This window comes from Dankookia sp. P2 (genome assembly GCF_050632255.1).
Lineage (GTDB): Bacteria > Pseudomonadota > Alphaproteobacteria > Acetobacterales > Acetobacteraceae > Paracraurococcus.
The window spans coordinates 2044843-2059219 of sequence record NZ_CP192581.1 but is presented as its reverse complement, the minus strand read 5'-3'; the positions used below and the strand labels follow the sequence as shown (position 1 = coordinate 2059219).

Annotated in this window: 17 protein-coding genes, 1 tRNA gene and 1 pseudogene; 10 read left to right on the top strand and 9 right to left on the bottom strand. The window is 71.6% G+C overall.

The window, feature by feature from the left end:
* The first annotated feature begins 2 nt into the window (after positions 1-2).
* From ACQ86J_RS12185 to ACQ86J_RS12175, 3 genes are all read left to right on the top strand, one after another.
* The gene (locus tag ACQ86J_RS12185; protein WP_431271301.1) at positions 3-980 is read left to right on the top strand and encodes a Bug family tripartite tricarboxylate transporter substrate binding protein; all 978 of its coding nucleotides are present in this window, start codon (positions 3-5) and stop codon (positions 978-980) included.
* 126 nt (positions 981-1106) lie between these two features.
* On the top strand, positions 1107-2441 hold the full coding sequence (locus ACQ86J_RS12180) for a nucleobase:cation symporter-2 family protein (RefSeq protein WP_431271300.1): 1335 nt from the start codon (positions 1107-1109) through the stop codon (positions 2439-2441).
* Positions 2441-3658, top strand: a complete 1218-nt coding sequence (locus ACQ86J_RS12175; RefSeq protein ID WP_431271299.1) for a urate hydroxylase PuuD — start codon at positions 2441-2443, stop codon at positions 3656-3658. Before ACQ86J_RS12180 ends, ACQ86J_RS12175 begins: the two co-directional genes overlap by 1 nt.
* Before the next feature lie 127 nt (positions 3659-3785).
* Here the strand turns inward: ACQ86J_RS12175 and ACQ86J_RS12170 are convergent, their stop codons facing one another.
* The gene (locus tag ACQ86J_RS12170) at positions 3786-4727 is read right to left on the bottom strand and encodes a hypothetical protein (protein ID WP_431271298.1); all 942 of its coding nucleotides are present in this window, start codon (positions 4725-4727) and stop codon (positions 3786-3788) included.
* Between the two features lie 250 nt (positions 4728-4977).
* Between ACQ86J_RS12170 and ACQ86J_RS12165 the strand changes: the two genes are divergently transcribed.
* Genes ACQ86J_RS12165 through ACQ86J_RS12150 form a run of 4 tightly spaced genes read left to right on the top strand, consistent with a single transcriptional unit; the run spans position 4978 to position 8125 of the window.
* Complete coding sequence (locus tag ACQ86J_RS12165) at positions 4978-6213, top strand: argininosuccinate synthase (RefSeq protein ID WP_431271297.1); 1236 nt, start codon at positions 4978-4980, stop codon at positions 6211-6213.
* A 13-nt stretch (positions 6214-6226) separates the two neighbouring features.
* Positions 6227-7018, top strand: a complete 792-nt coding sequence (locus ACQ86J_RS12160) for an ion transporter (RefSeq protein ID WP_431271296.1) — start codon at positions 6227-6229, stop codon at positions 7016-7018.
* Between the two features lie 5 nt (positions 7019-7023).
* On the top strand, positions 7024-7581 hold the full coding sequence (locus tag ACQ86J_RS12155; RefSeq protein WP_431271295.1) for a hypothetical protein: 558 nt from the start codon (positions 7024-7026) through the stop codon (positions 7579-7581).
* 13 nt (positions 7582-7594) lie between these two features.
* Positions 7595-8125, top strand: a complete 531-nt coding sequence (locus ACQ86J_RS12150; protein ID WP_431271294.1) for an NUDIX hydrolase — start codon at positions 7595-7597, stop codon at positions 8123-8125.
* Positions 8126-8202: 77 nt separating this feature from the next.
* Here the strand turns inward: ACQ86J_RS12150 and ACQ86J_RS12145 are convergent, their stop codons facing one another.
* Together ACQ86J_RS12145 and ACQ86J_RS12140 are read right to left on the bottom strand one after the other, a co-directional pair.
* Positions 8203-9069 carry a Bug family tripartite tricarboxylate transporter substrate binding protein gene (locus tag ACQ86J_RS12145; protein WP_431271293.1) on the bottom strand — a complete coding sequence of 289 codons (867 nt, stop codon included), beginning with the start codon at positions 9067-9069 and terminating at the stop codon, positions 8203-8205.
* 157 nt (positions 9070-9226) lie between these two features.
* Positions 9227-10291, bottom strand: coding sequence for a mechanosensitive ion channel family protein (locus tag ACQ86J_RS12140; protein WP_431271292.1), 1065 nt, complete (start codon positions 10289-10291; stop codon positions 9227-9229).
* A gap of 89 nt (positions 10292-10380) precedes the next feature.
* Between ACQ86J_RS12140 and ACQ86J_RS12135 the strand changes: the two genes are divergently transcribed.
* Together ACQ86J_RS12135 and ACQ86J_RS12130 are read left to right on the top strand one after the other, a co-directional pair.
* The gene (locus ACQ86J_RS12135) at positions 10381-10599 is read left to right on the top strand and encodes a hypothetical protein (protein ID WP_431271291.1); all 219 of its coding nucleotides are present in this window, start codon (positions 10381-10383) and stop codon (positions 10597-10599) included.
* Positions 10496-11448 (top strand): annotated as a pseudogene (locus ACQ86J_RS12130) (FMN-binding negative transcriptional regulator). The gene ACQ86J_RS12135 and the pseudogene ACQ86J_RS12130 overlap by 104 nt, the downstream one beginning before the upstream one ends.
* 90 nt (positions 11449-11538) lie before the next feature.
* Here the strand turns inward: ACQ86J_RS12130 and ACQ86J_RS12125 are convergent.
* From ACQ86J_RS12125 to ACQ86J_RS12100, 6 genes are read right to left on the bottom strand one after another with little or no spacing between them, the layout of a single operon-like run.
* Positions 11539-11949, bottom strand: coding sequence for an EamA family transporter (locus ACQ86J_RS12125; protein ID WP_431272384.1), 411 nt, complete (start codon positions 11947-11949; stop codon positions 11539-11541).
* Entirely contained in the window at positions 11835-12401 is a 567-nt protein-coding gene (locus ACQ86J_RS12120) for a DMT family transporter (protein WP_431271290.1), read from the bottom strand. The genes ACQ86J_RS12125 and ACQ86J_RS12120 overlap by 115 nt, the downstream gene beginning before the upstream one ends.
* Before the next feature lie 5 nt (positions 12402-12406).
* Complete coding sequence (locus ACQ86J_RS12115) at positions 12407-12601, bottom strand: hypothetical protein (protein WP_431271289.1); 195 nt, start codon at positions 12599-12601, stop codon at positions 12407-12409.
* Positions 12601-13449: a bifunctional methylenetetrahydrofolate dehydrogenase/methenyltetrahydrofolate cyclohydrolase FolD gene (folD, locus tag ACQ86J_RS12110; RefSeq protein WP_431271288.1), complete on the bottom strand. Its 849-nt coding sequence runs from the start codon at positions 13447-13449 to the stop codon at positions 12601-12603. The genes ACQ86J_RS12115 and folD overlap by 1 nt, the downstream gene beginning before the upstream one ends.
* Positions 13446-13706, bottom strand: a complete 261-nt coding sequence (locus ACQ86J_RS12105; protein WP_431271287.1) for a DUF167 domain-containing protein — start codon at positions 13704-13706, stop codon at positions 13446-13448. The genes folD and ACQ86J_RS12105 overlap by 4 nt, the downstream gene beginning before the upstream one ends.
* Before the next feature lie 41 nt (positions 13707-13747).
* Positions 13748-14059, bottom strand: coding sequence for a YggT family protein (locus tag ACQ86J_RS12100; protein ID WP_133288947.1), 312 nt, complete (start codon positions 14057-14059; stop codon positions 13748-13750).
* Positions 14060-14263: 204 nt separating this feature from the next.
* Between ACQ86J_RS12100 and ACQ86J_RS12095 the strand changes: the two genes are divergently transcribed.
* Positions 14264-14339: transfer RNA gene (locus ACQ86J_RS12095), tRNA-Ala, on the top strand.
* The last annotated feature ends 38 nt before the right edge of the window (positions 14340-14377 follow it).

The following is a 14377-nucleotide window of genomic DNA, read 5'->3' as shown; positions in this document are numbered from 1 at the left end:
CCATGCGCCGCCTTCTCGGACTCGCCCTTGCCCTGTGGCTGCTTGCCCCCGCCGCCCGGGCCTTCCCCGACCGTCCCATCACGCTGGCCACAGGCTATGCCCCGGGCGGCTCCACCGACATCGCGGCGCGGATCCTGGCGGATCGGCTGGCGGTCCATCTCGGCAACGGCGCCCGGGTTGTGGTGGAGAACCGGCCGGGCGCCGGCGGCATCGTCGCCAGCGAATGGCTGAAGCGGCAGGCGCCGGACGGCCATACCATCATGCTGGTCGAGAGCTCCTCCCACGCTATCGCGCCGAATGCGCTGGTCGGCGGCACCCGCTACGACCCGGTCGCCGACTTCTCTTATCTCGGCGTCATCGGCACCGCGCCGCTGGTGCTGGTGGTGAATAAGGATTTGCCCGGCGCGACGCCCGCCGCGGTGGTGCAGTATCTCCGCGCCGCGCCGCCCGACAGCATCGCCTATGCGACCTCGGGCGTCGGCACTATCGTCCACCTGGCCTCCGAGATGCTGGCGCTCGAGCTCGGCACCCGCTTCGTCCACGTGCCCTATCGCAGCGGCGGGCAGATGCTGACGGCGCTCTTCCAGGGCGATGGCAAGTTCGGCGTCGCCGTGCTCGCCTCCGCCGCGCAGCAGGTGCGGGACGGCATGGTGCGCGGCATCGCCGTGACCGGCGACCATCGTTTCCCGACCTTCCCCGAGCTGCCGACCCTGGCCGAGGCCGGGGTGCCCGGCTTCGACCTGGCGACCTGGAACATCCTGCTGGGACCGCCGGGGATGCCGGCCGAGATTCAGGCCGCGTTGAACCGGGCATTGGTCGCTTCGCTGGCCGAGCCTGCCCTGCAGCAGCGGCTGCTGACCGCGGGCGTCGATGCCTGGACCCGGCCGAACGGCCCGGAGGAGGCGCGCGCCTTCCTGTCCCGGGAGGTGGAGAAGTTCCGCGTCGTGGTGCAGCGGACCGGGGTGAAGCTGGAACCCTGAGCGCGACCTCTTGCCCGCTTCGCCGTGCGAGGGATAACTGACCGGCAATGGGGAAGGACGCCGGGACCCGCGCGGCTTGCGTGAAGGGGGCCGGATTTGTCGGATCGTGTTGACACTGTGGAAACGGTGCCGCCGGCACCAAAGCTGCTGGCGCTCGCGCTGCAGCATGTGCTGGTGATGTATGCCGGCGCCGTGGCGGTGCCGCTGATCATCGGCCGGGCGGCCAGGTTGCCGCCGGATCAGGTGGCGCTGCTGGTCAATGCGGATCTTTTCGCCTGCGGCATCGCCACGCTGATCCAGTCGCTCGGCATCGGACCCTTCGGCATCCGCCTGCCGGTGATGATGGGCGTGACCTTCGCCGCGGTCGGCCCGATGGTGGCCATGGCGGCCAACCCCGATCTCGGCCTGCTCGGCATCTTCGGCTCGGTCATCGCCGCGGGCATCGTCACCATGCTGATCGCGCCCTTCGTCAGCCGGCTGCTGCCGCTGTTCCCCTCGGTCGTCACCGGCACGATCATCCTGATGATCGGCATCTCGCTGATGCGCGTCGGGGTGAACTGGGCGGCCGGCGCCCCGGCGCCGACCGCGCCCGGCTATGGCGACCCGCTGCATCTCGGCATGGCGGCCGGCGTGCTGGTCCTGATCCTGCTGGTCACCAAATATGCCCGCGGCTTCCTGGCCAATATCGCCGTCCTCCTCGGCATCGTCGCCGGCTGCGCGGTGGCCTGGGCGATCGGCCGGATGGGCTTCGCCAAGGTGGCGGCGGCGCCCTGGTTCGACGTGGTCATGCCCTTCGCCTTCGGGATGCCGAGATTCGACCTCGTCGCCATTGTCACCATGAGCATCGTCATGGTCGTGGTGATGATCGAATCCTCCGGCATGTTCCTGGCGCTGGGCGAGATGACCGGCCGCAGGGTCGACCAGGCGGCGCTGACCCGCGGGCTGCGGACCGACGGCATCGGCACCCTGATCGGCGGCATCTTCAACACCTTCCCCTACACCTCCTACTCGCAGAATGTCGGGCTGGTCAGAGTCACGGGCGTCAGGTCGCGCTACGTCACCGCGGTCGGCGGCGGCGTCATGCTGGCGATGGGACTGGTCCCGAAGCTCGGCGCGCTGGTCGAGAGCGTGCCGCTCTTCGTGCTGGGGGGCGCCGGCATCGTCATGTTCGGCATGGTGGCGGCAACCGGCGTGCGGATCCTGTCGGGCGTCGACTACCAGGGCAACCGTAACAACCTCTATATCGTCGCCATCTCCATCGGCTTCGGCCTGATCCCGCTGGTGGCGCCGCAATTCTTCAAGGCGATGCCGCATGCGCTGGCGCCGCTGCTGGAGAGCGGCATCCTGCTCTCGGCGCTGATGGCGGTGGTGCTGAACCTCTACTTCAACGGCATGGGCTCGGCCGGCGCGGCGCAGGACGATGCCGCCGCCATGGCCCGGCGGCAGGAGGCGCTGCACTGATGGATCCCTACCTGCAGGAATGGGGCGGCCTGCTGCTGCGCTGGCTGCATGTGCTGGCCGGCATGGCCTGGATCGGCACCAGCTTCTACTTCATGCATATCGACGCCATGATGAAGGCGGACCCCGACATCCCCGGCGGCAAGGGCGGCCAGATGTGGGAGGTTCATGGCGGCGGCTTCTACCAGGTGCGGAAATGGCTGGTCGCCCCGGCCTCACTGCCGCCCGACCTGCTCTGGCACAAGTGGGAAGCCTACACGACCTGGCTCTCCGGCTTCTGCCTGCTGGCCTGGATCTACTACGGCGCCGCCGACCTCTATCTCATCGACCCCGCCGTGGCGGCGATCGGGCCGGTGACGGCCGCGGCGATCGGCATCGGCGGGCTGGTGCTGGGCTGGGTGGTCTACGACCAACTCTGCAGGTCGCGGGTGGGGCAGAACGAGGTGCTGCTGGCCGCCATCTGCTTCGCCTTCGTCATGCTGCTGGCGCTGTTCTTCCAGCAGGTCTTCTCCGGCCGTGGCGCCATCATCCATACCGGCGCGGTGCTGGCGACCTGGATGGCCGGCAACGTCGCCATGGTCATCATCCCCAACCAGCGGAAATCCATCGCCGCGCTGGTGGCGGGGCAGGAGCCCGACCCGGCCTTCGGCAAGATCGGCAAGGTCCGCAGCACGCACAACAACTACCTGACGCTGCCCGTGCTGTTCCTGATGCTGGCGAACCACTATCCGATGGTGTCCTCGACGCCCTTCGCCTTCGTCATCGTCGGGCTGATCCTGGTCGCCGGCGCCACGATCCGGCACTTCTACAACATCCGCCACCGTGGCGGCGGCAATCCCTGGTGGGCCTGGGCGGTCGCGGCGCTCTGCATCCTCCTCGCCGGGATCGTCAGCCTGACCGCCTCGCCGGTGGGCCGGGAAAGGCTGGGCTTGGCCGCGGTGGAACCGACCAGTGCCGCGCTGCCGCAGGGCGTCGCGGCGCCGCCGGCGCAGGTGGTGGATATCGTCCTCGGGCGTTGCTCGATGTGCCATGCGGCGGAGCCGGTCTGGGCCGGCATCGCCATTGCGCCAAAGGGCGTGCGGCTGGACACGCCGGAGCACATCGCCCGAGCCGCCCCGGCGATCCGCGCCCAGGCGGTGATGAGCCAGGCGATGCCGCCGAACAACGTCACCAGGCTCGCGCCGGAGGAGCGGCGGGTCCTGGCGGCCTGGCTGCAGTGAAACCGGAGGGCACACGTCTTGACGTGTGCCCTCCGGTACCGCGCGCAGGGTTGGCGTGGCGGCTGCGCGCCAGAGGAAAAGCCATGCCGTTCAGCAGCCATGCTGGCCGGCATGGGGCGGCCGGCCGTCAGTCGCAGCGGGCGGCGCGGCCTTCGATGAAGCCGAGGATGCAGGCCCCGTAGCGCAGGGTGAAGCGGGCATCGGCGCCGCCGCCATGCCCGACCACCTCGCGCGGCCGGTCGAGGAACAGCAGCGAGGCGACCCGCGGCGCGCCGAGGCTCCTGAACAAGGTGGCCCGCCGGTCCGGATCGGGGTCGAACTCGTCGCGGGCGAAATTCGCCACCACCACGCGGGCGCGCGGGCTGCGGGCGCCCTCGACCACCCGCCGCAGGTCGTCGAGCGCCCAGGCCCAGGCCGGGCTGCCGGTGGCGCCATGCGCCGCCGGCGCCACCGCCACCACCCCATCGACCAGGCCCGGCACCTCGAGCGCCTGCAAGGCGTTCCAGGCGCCGCGCGACTGGCCGCCCATAACGATGCGGTCATAGCCCTGTGCCCGCAGCGTCTGCAGGGCCTGCTTGAGCCAGGCCGCGGCGGTGTCGGTCTCGTCGGTCAGCGGGTCGCGGTCGAAGCGCAGCACGTCGTAGCCGGCATTGTTGAAGACCCGGACATGCGGCTGCGGCTGGCTGCCGCGGCTGTCCTGGCCGCCGGCGGCGCGGCCATGCGCCCAGACATAGGCGCCGCGCGCCGCCTTCGGTCCCTGCCAGAGGAAACGGCCATCCGGCACCAGGGACCAGCCGGCGCCGGCCTCGACCGGGGCGGCGGGCGCAGGGGGCGGGGCGGGGCTTTCCATCCCGGGCCAGACCACCGCGAGGTCGGCGGCATAGATCCGGCAGCCGGTGCCGCCCCAGGAGGCGCAGAGCTCGATCGCGCGCGCCGCCGTCGCCGCCGCATCCGGCAGGGCGGCGGCCCAGCCCCAGGCGCCTTCCGGGCTGAGGGCGAAGGCGCGCGGCGTCGCCTGCAGCAGGAAATTGGCATAATCCGTGCGGCCTTCCGGGCCGAGATGCGGCACGGCGGCGGCGTCGAGGACGGGGATGCGCGACGGCGGCTCCGCCCGGGCGGGGAGGAGAGCGGCGGCACATAGGATAAAATACAATAATATGTGATATCCCATAAAAGTGAGGAAACCACATCGTGGGGACGCTTTGCAACAAGGCTCTTGTCCCCGGCACCCCGACGGGGCAGGACACTTGCCGCTTTCCGGGCCGCGGGGGCCCTTCCGCATCCCCGGCCGCCCTTTCGGCTACCAAGGAAATTTCCCGATGCGCGTGAAGGACGTGAAGAAGGTTGTCCTCGCCTATTCCGGCGGGCTCGACACCAGCGTCATCCTGAAATGGCTGCAGACCACCTACCAGTGCGAGGTGGTCACCTTCACCGCCGATCTTGGCCAGGGCGAGGAGCTCGGCCCGGCCCGCGACAAGGCCCTGCTGCTCGGCATCAAGCCGGAGAACATCTTCGTCGACGACCTGCGGGAGGAATTCACCCGCGACTTCGTCTTCCCGATGTTCCGCATGAATGCCCTGTACGAGGGCCAGTACCTGCTGGGCACCTCCATCGCCCGGCCGCTGATCGCCAAGCGGCAGATCGAGATCGCCGAGCAGGTCGGCGCCGATGCCGTGGCGCATGGCGCGACCGGCAAGGGCAACGACCAAGTCCGCTTCGAGATCGGCTACTATTCCCTGAAGCCGGAGGTGAAGGTCATCGCCCCCTGGCGCGAATGGGACCTGACCAGCCGCACCGCGCTGATCGCCTTCGCCGAGGCGCACCAGATCCCGATCGCCAAGGACAAGCGCGGCGAGTCGCCTTTCAGCGTCGACGCCAACCTGCTGCACTCCAGCTCGGAGGGAAAGATCCTTGAGGAGCCCTGGGACGCGCCGGATGAGATGGTCTGGCAGCGCACCATCAGCCCCGAGGACGCGCCCGACACGCCTACCGAGATCACCATCGAATTCGAGCGCGGCGACGCGGTCGGCATCAACGGCGAGCGGCTGTCGCCGGCCACGCTGCTGACGAAGCTGAACGCGCTCGGCAAGGCCAACGGCATCGGCCGGCTGGATCTGGTGGAGAACCGCTTCGTCGGGATGAAGTCGCGCGGCTGCTACGAGACCCCGGGCGGCACCATCCTGTACGTCGCGCACCGGGCGATGGAGAGCATCACCCTCGACCGCGAGGCGGCGCACCTCAAGGACAGTCTCATGCCGCGCTATGCCGAGATCGTCTATAACGGCTTCTGGTTCAGCCCGGAGCGCCGGATGATCCAGGCCATGGCGGATGCGAGCCAGGCCAGCGTCACCGGCACCGTCCGGCTGAAGCTCTACAAGGGCAACACCATCGTCACCGGGCGGCAGTCGCCCAACAGCCTCTATTCGATGAAGCACGTCACCTTCGAGGACGACCAGGGCGCCTACGACCAGTTCGACGCACAAGGCTTCATCAAGCTGAACGCGCTGCGCCTCCGGCTCGGCGCCATGGCCGGGCGCAAGGGCGGCGCGCTCTAGGCGCGCCTGCCCGATGCCGGAGATGGCGCGGCGGCACGGCCCGCGCGTGGTGCTGCGCCATCTCTACGAAGCCGGGACGCCGCCGGCCAAGCGCTTCCGCTATGCCCTGCTGGCGCTCGACCTGCTGAGCGTCGGCTGGATCGTCCTCGCCTCCTTCCTGCCGGCCAGCGGCCTCGTCCTCGCGGTCGATGTCGCGCTCGGCCTGGTGCTGCTGGCGGAATTCGCGCTTCGCATCGCCGCCAGCGGCGTGCCGCTGCGCGCGCTGCTCAATCCGTTCAACCTGGCCGACCTGGTCGCCATCCTCTCCCTGCTGCTGGCGCCGCTGCTGCAGGGGGCCATGGCCTTCCTGCGCGTGCTGCGGACGCTGCGGCTGTTGCATTCGGTGAAGCTGATCAGCACGCTGCGCAGCGACCTGCCCTTCTTCCGCCGCAACGAGGAGGCGACGCTGGCCGCCGCCCAGCTCGGCGTCTTCCTCTTCGTCATGAGCGGCCTGGTCTTCGAGACCCAGCACCACGGCAATCCCGGCATCCGCAACTATGCCGACGCCCTCTATTTCACCGTCACCACCCTGACCACGACCGGCTTCGGCGACGTCACCCTGCCGGGGACCACGGGCCGGCTGCTCTCGGTCGTCATCATGCTGGCCGGCGTCACGCTCTTCCTGCGGCTCGCCCAGGCATTGTTCCGGCCGGCCAAGGTGCGCTACCCCTGTCCGGCCTGCGGGCTGCAGCGGCACGAGCCCGACGCGGTCCATTGCAAGGCCTGCGGCCAATTGCTGAACATCCCGGACGAGGGGGAAGCCTGAACCCGATGCGCACCATCTCCGCCGCCGCGCTGCTGGCGGCCCTGCTCGGCTCGGGCCAGGCGGTCGCCCAGCCTGCCTGCCCTGGTCATCTCTCCGCCACCGCGCTCGCGCCGGTGCCGCGCGACGCGGTCTACGGCGTGGCGCTGCGCAACGACGACGCCACCGGCCGGGCGCTGCGCGACCAGGTCTATGCCGCGCTCCGCGCTGCAGGCCGCCGGGTGGGGGAGCCGGCGACGCATGTGCTTTCCTGGCGCGGTAGCCTCTCGACTGATGGCGGCCGCGGCGGCGCCGACCCCTTCAGCTTCCGCGACGCCGACAACAACCGCGACGGCGACGACCTCGGCTGGATGCGGGATGTCCCGCGCAACCGGCGCGGCGGCGCGGTGCCCGCCCGCCGGCTGAACGGCAGCGTCGAGCTGCGCGACCGTGCCAGCGGCCGGGTGGTCTGGACCGCGGTGCTGTCCTGCGACCGGCAGGGCGACGACCAGGCGGCGCTGATCGGCACGCTGGTTGGCGCCGTGGTGCCGGCGATCGGCCAGACCGTGGCCGGACGGGCCTTCTGACCCCGCCACCCGCATGCCGCCGGCCAGCAGCGACCCGGATGTCCCTGCGCATCCGCTGCGGGATGCCGCCTGGCGGCTGGCCTATGGCCTCGCCTACCGGCTGCTGCGATTGTGGTGGGCGCTGCGGCGGCCGCGGCGGCGCGGGGTGGTGGTCGCCGTCTGGTGCGGCGGCCGGGTGCTGATCCTGCGGCAGTCCTACCGCCCCGGCGCCAACTTCCCCGGCGGCGGGCTCGAGGCCGGGGAGGACCCCGAGGCCGCTGCCCGGCGCGAGCTGCGGGAGGAAATCCGGATCGACATCCCCGCCGGCCGGCTGCGGCTGGCCGCCGAGACCACCGTGCGGTTCGAGTCCTGCGAGGACACGGTCAGCATCTTCGAGCTGGCGCTGGAGGCCGAGCCGCCGCTGCGTCCCGACAACCGGGAGATCGTCGCCGCCGCCTTCCTGCCGCCGGCCGAGGCGCTCGGCGACCCGGACACGCCGCCCTATGTGCGGGCCTATCTGGAAGGGCGCGGGGCCGCCGTTGGACCGGACTGCGCGTCTGTCTGAACGCCCAATCCGGTCCATGACGTTGTTCGTCGAGCAGAGTCACGCGTCCAGGCGTTCACGCCCTCCCGCGGGCTGCGCTACTCCGCCTTGATGCCGGTCTCCTGCACGATCTTCCGCACCACCTCGCGCTCCCGCCGGATGCGGGCGGCGAAGGCCTCCGTGCCCTCCGAGGCCGGGTCGTTGCCGGCCATCATCAGCTTCTGCCGGGTCGGCTCGTCGGCCAGCGCCGCCTGCATGGCGGCTTCCAGCCGGGTGATCACCGGCACCGGGGTGGCGGCCGGCGCGAACAACCCGTTCCAGCTGGTCAGGTCGAAGCCGGGGAAGCCGCTCTCGGCGATGGTCGGCAGCCGGGCCAGGGTGCCGCGCCGTTCGCCGCTGGTCAGGGCGATGCCGACCGCCCGGCCATCCTCGATCAGCGGGCCGAAGCTGTTGGCCGTGCCGATCGCCGCATCGACCACGCCGCCGGCCAGGTCACGCGCGCTTTCCGCCCCGCCGCGATAGGGGATGTGCTCCAACGTGATGCCGGCCCGGCTGGCCAGCAGCGCGCCCGCCAGGTGGCCGACCGAGCCGGTGCCGGGCGTGCCGTAGCTGACGCCCGGGTTCTTCTTGGCATAGGCGATGAACTCCGCCAGCGTCTTCGCCGGGAAGCCCTTCTTCACCACCAGCACATAGGGCAGCGACACCGCCTGGCCGACCGGGGCGAAGGCCTTCTCGTGGTCGTAGGTCAGGCCCTTCACCAGGAAGGGCACCACCAGGAAGCCGAAGCTGTCGAACAGCAGCGTGTAGCCGTCCGCCGGCGCCTGGGCGACGACCGCGCCGGCGATCGACCCGCCGGCACCGGTGCGGTTCTCGATGACGATGGGCTGGCCCAGCGCCTCCGACATCTTCGGGGACAGCAGGCGGATCACGGTGTCGGACTGCCCGCCCGGGGCGAAGGCGACCACGACCCGGACCGGCCGGTTGGGAAAGGCCCCTGGGCCTGGGCCTGGGCACGGCCGAGCGCCGGCACGGCGAGGGAGGCGGCGAGAAGTGCGCGGCGGCTTGGCATGGCGATGTCTCCTTGATGGTTGGTGGCAGGCTGCGGGGCGGGCCGCGCGATGGTCAAGCGGGCGCGCCGGCCCGCGCCCCGGTCATCTCCACGCGTTCCTGCGGCAGGGCATTGGGATGGCGGGCCGCCAGCCAGCCGATCAGCGCCTCCCGCATCAGGCAGCGCAGGTCGAACATCCGCCCCGCATTGCTGGCGCTCATCAGCACGCGGATCTCCATGCTGCGCTCCTTCAGGTCGGTGACCTGCACGGCGAAGACCCGGCGGTCCCAGAGCGGCGTCGCGTTCAGGATGCGCTGCGCCTCGGCGCGGATCGCTTCCACCGGCACGGCGTAGTCGACATAGACGAAGATGGTGTCGAGCAACTGCGTGGTGCGCTTGGTCCAGTTCCGGATCGGCCGTTCCATGAAGTAGTTCAGCGGCACCACCAGGCTGCGCTGGTCCCAGGTTGTGATGGTGACATAGGTGGCGGTGATCTCCTCGACCGTGCCGAAATCGCCTTCCACCACTACGGAATCGCCGATCCGGATCGGCTGGGTCAGCGCCAGCTGGATGCCGGCGATCAGGTTGGAGACCGCCGGCCGAGCGGCGAGGCCGGCGACGATGCCGGCGACGCCGGCCGAGGCGAAGAGGCTGAGCCCGACCGCCCTGACTGCCGGGATCTGCGTCAGCACCAGCCCGGCGGTCAGCGTGACGCCGGCCGAGATCGCCAGGCGGCGGAAGACCACCAGCTGGGTGCGGCGGCGGCGGGTGACCCAGTCCTCCTCCCCGGTCCAGGCGCGGTCGAGCCAAGCGTCGAAGAGCGCCGCCACCTTCCGCGTCAGCACCCAGCCGAGCGCCGCGATCAGCGCCAGGTCGGCCAGCCGCGTCGCGGTCCGCACCAGCTGCCCCGGCAGGTCGAGCTCCGGCAGGATGGCGATCAGCGCGAGCAGCGCCACCGCCACCCGCACCCCGCCGCGGCCATCCCGCACCAGCCGCCGCAGCACCGGCGCCCCGCGGTCGCGCAGCAGCCGGTCCAGCGCGGCATGCAGCAGCGCCAGGGCGCCGAGCGCCAGCGCCGGCGCGGCGACGAAGCCGAGCAGCAGCGAGAGCCAGAGCGGGGTCGGTCCGGGCAGCAGCATGCGGGGTGTTCCTGCGGCAACAGGGGGCCGAACGCGCCGGAACCGCCGCCCGCCCCCGGCGTTCCGCCACCAAACCGAAGGAGCCCGAGATGCCGAACGCGAATGCGCCGAAGGAGACCGGGAAGGGTACCGGCGAGCCGGGCTGGACCGAGCAGGAGAAGGGCCAGGACGCCTCCGGCCAGCCAGGGACGGCGCAGGAGGCCGATGCCGGCGAGGCCGGCGATGCCCGGCCCAAGGGCCGGCCGAGCGACGAGCGGGAGCGGACCGAAACGGCGGCGGCCAATACCGCGCGCGACCCCAAGCGGTGAACAAGGCCAGGAAGGAAGTATCCTCTCTGGACCCACCTCTATTTCTCTGAGTCTGGCAGCCGACGCGGAGCGGCAGCCGACTCAGAAAAGGGAAGGGTGGGGCTTGGGGAGGGAATACTTGTTTCCCTCCCCAACCTTGCTCTTCGCCGCGCGCAACCCCGCCCCGCGCGCGCCACCGTTGCGGCGCTGGCCCGGCTTCCGGCAGGCTGACGCCATGTACAACCCGCCCGCCTTCCGCGAAGACCGCCCGGACATCCTGCATGGCCTGATCCGTTCGGCCCGCCTCGCGCTGCTGGTCTCGAACGGCGCCGAAGGCGTGCCGGACGTGACCCACCTGCCGCTGGTGCTGCTTGAGGAGGAGGGCGTGCTGCTCGGCCACGTCGCCCGCGCCAACCCGCACTGGCAGGCACTGCGCGCGGCCGGACGGGCATTGGCGGTGTTCCAGGGGCGGAGGCCTATGTCTCGCCCAACTGGTACCCCTCGAAGGCCGAGCACCACCGCGTGGTGCCGACCTGGAACTACGAGGCGGTGCATGCCGAGGGCCCGATCGAGGTGATCGAGGACCCGGCCCGGCTGCACGCCATCGTCTCCATCCTGACCGATCGCAAGGAAGCCGCGCAGCCGCGGCCCTGGGCGGTGACCGAGGCGCCGGAGCCCTTCGTCGCCGGCCAGCTCAAGGGCATTGTCGGCCTCTCGTTGAAGATCGAGCGGCTGGAGGGCAAGCGGAAGATGAGCCAGAACCGCGCCGAGCCGGACCGCGCCGGGGCCGAGGCAGGGCTGGCGGCGAGCGCGGACCCGCGCGACCGGGAGGTCGCGGCGGCGATGCGGGCGATGGTGGAGGGCGGCTGAGGCGCTGCAGCGGTTTGCGTTCGGGCGTGAACGCCGCACCGCTGTGGCGCATCAGTTCAGAGCGTACCCACGCGTCCAGGCGTTCACGCCCTATCGCCGCGCCCGGAACAGCAGCGCCAGCCCGGCCAGCGTCACCGCCCCGCCGCCTAGGTCCGTCAGCGCCAGCCGCTCCCCCAGCAGCGCCCAGCCGAAGACGCCGGCCAGCGGCGGTGCCAGTAGCTGCAGCGCCGCGGCGGTCGCCGGCGGCAGCCGCTCGAGCATGACGAAGTACAGCGCATAGCCGCCGACCCCGACCACCAGCACGCCATAGAGCAGCGACAGCACCAGGGTCGGGCTCGGCGCCGGGGGCAGGGCCGGCTCGGCCAGGCCGGCCAGCAGCAGCAGCGTCAGGGCGGCGACCGTGGTCTGCGCCGCGTTGGCGGTCCAGGGATCGATCCGTCGCCGCGCCGGGGCGAAGGCGAGGATGCCCGTCGCTTGGGCCAGCGCCCCGCCGAGCGCCAGCCCCACCCCCAGAGCTCCGCTGCCGCGACCCCGCCGAGGCCTCGCCCGGCGCCGAGCACAGCGACGCCGAGCCAGCCGAGCCCGAGCCCGGCCCAGGCCAGCGGCGGCACCCTCTGCCGCAGCACCGCCACCTCACCCAGGGCGACGAAGAGCGGCGCGGTCGAGGAGAGCAGCGCGACGAGCCCGGAGGGCAGCACGGTCGAAGCCCTCCAGGCCCCGGCGAGGTAGAGCGCCGAGCCGAAGACCCCCATGGCCGCCAGCCGCCAGGCATCGCCGCGGCCGGGCCAGGCGGCCCGCCGCCAGGCGACCGCCGCCAGCAGGATCGGCGCGACGCAGGCGAAGCGCGCCGCGAGGCCCCAGAGCGCCGGCCATTCCGGCACGACCCCCTTTATCGCGGTGAAGGCGGAGGCCCAGATCGCGACGAAGAGGAAGCCGAGGCCTAGGCCGGCCATACCCGCTACGGCGCGCTATGGGCCTTCTGTGCCCGCCGCAGCGACCGGCTGAGCAGCAGCAGCGCCAGCGCCGGCAGCGCGACGCCTGCGATCCGCAGCCATTCCGGCGCGGTCAACACCGGCAGGCCGAGGCTGGCCAGCGCGATGGTGGCGAGCAGGGCGAGGATGCCGAGCGCCCGCAGCAGGCGATAGAGCCGCATCAGTGTGCCCCGCGGCGGGCCAGCGCCGCCTCCAACGTGTTCTCGAGCAGGCAGGCGATGGTCATCGGCCCGACCCCGCCGGGCACCGGGGTGATTGCCGCGGCGCGCTCCGCCGCCTCGTGCAAGGCGACGTCGCCGACCAGCTTGCCCGCCGCGTTGCGGTTGATGCCGACATCGATCACCACGGCGCCCTCGCCGATCCAGTCGCCGCGCACCATCTCGGCCCGGCCGACCGCGGCGACCAGGATCTCCGCCCGGCGGCATTCGGCCGCTAGGTCGCGCGTCCGGGAATGGGCGATGGTGACGGTGCAGTCGGCCGAGAGAAGCAGCTGCGCCATCGGCCGGCCGACGATCTGGCTGCGGCCGAGCACCATGGCCCGGGCGCCGGGCAGCTTGGCCCCGGCCTCCCGCAGCAGGTGCATCACTCCCTTCGGGGTGCAGGGGACCAAGCCATGCTGCTGCGCCGCCAGCCGCCCGGCATTCATCGGGTGGAAGCCGTCCACGTCCTTGGCCGGGTCGATCGCGGCGATCACCATCTCCGGCCGGATCTGCGGCGGCAGCGGCAGCTGCACCAGGATGCCGTCCACGGCCGGGTCGATGTTCAAATCCTCGACCAGCATCAGCAGGTCGGATTCCCGCGTGTCGGCGGGCAGGTGGATGGTGGCGCTGTCGAAGCCGGCAGCGGCGGCGGCGCGGTCCTTGTTGCGGACATAGACGCCGCTGGCCGGGTCGTCGCCGACCCGCACCACCCGCAGCCCGGGGCGGAAGGGCAGGGTGGCGATGCGCGCGGCCAGCTGCCCGCGCAGGCGTTCCGCCACGGCCTTGCCGTCGATGATCCGTGCCGTCATGCCAATGCCTTCAAGCGGGACGCCAGCGTATCGGGATCGCCGGCGATGAACACCAGCTTTTCCCTTGTCGTGTGCCCTTGGGCAACCTCCGCGGCAGAGGGAGGCATGCCGAGCGCGCGGGCCAGGGCGGCGCAGACCGCCTTGTTGGCGCGGCCATCCTCCGGCGCCTCGGCCACCGCCAGCTTCAGCCGCGGCCCGTCCACCCCGGGGGCGAGGCCCTGCAGCCCGGCCCGTCGCGCCCGCGGCTGAACCTTCACCCGAACCGCGACCCCACCCGGCTCGGTCCGGAACCAGGGGATCAGAAATACATGCCGCTGCGCAGCAGGGCATTCGCCGTGGCGCCCAGCAGCATCTTGCCGGCGGTGATCAGCAGCAGCACGGCAAGCGGCGCCAGGTCGACCGGGCCGAAATTCGGCAGCACCCGGCGGACCCGGCTGAACAACGGCTCGGTCACCCGGTAGAGAAAGTCGGCGATGGTCCAGACCACGCGGTTGCGGGTGTCGAGCACCCCGAACTGGATCAGCATCTGCACGACGACCGCCAGCAGCACCGCCCACCACAACAGGTCGAGCACCGCGCTCGCCAGATAGAACACCACATCAAGGAACATCAGCCGGTCCCGCCAGAAACGCCGGCGCAACCTAGTGACGCCACCCCGCCGCGACAAGCGCGAGGGGGCTAAGCGTCCCGTCGCGCCGCGTCGGGCCGGGGCGCCCGCGAACCCTGCAAGAAACCCGGCGGCGGCGCTTGACCTGCCCCACCGGCTGGGGCATATCGCCGCCCTCCGCGGAACCCAACACCGCGGCGGTGGCACGGGGCTGTAGCTCAGTTGGGAGAGCGCGTCGTTCGCAATGACGAGGCCAGCGGTTCGATCCCGCTCAGCTCCACCATCCACCCTCCCTTCGCCTGTCTGATCAGCACCTCGCCG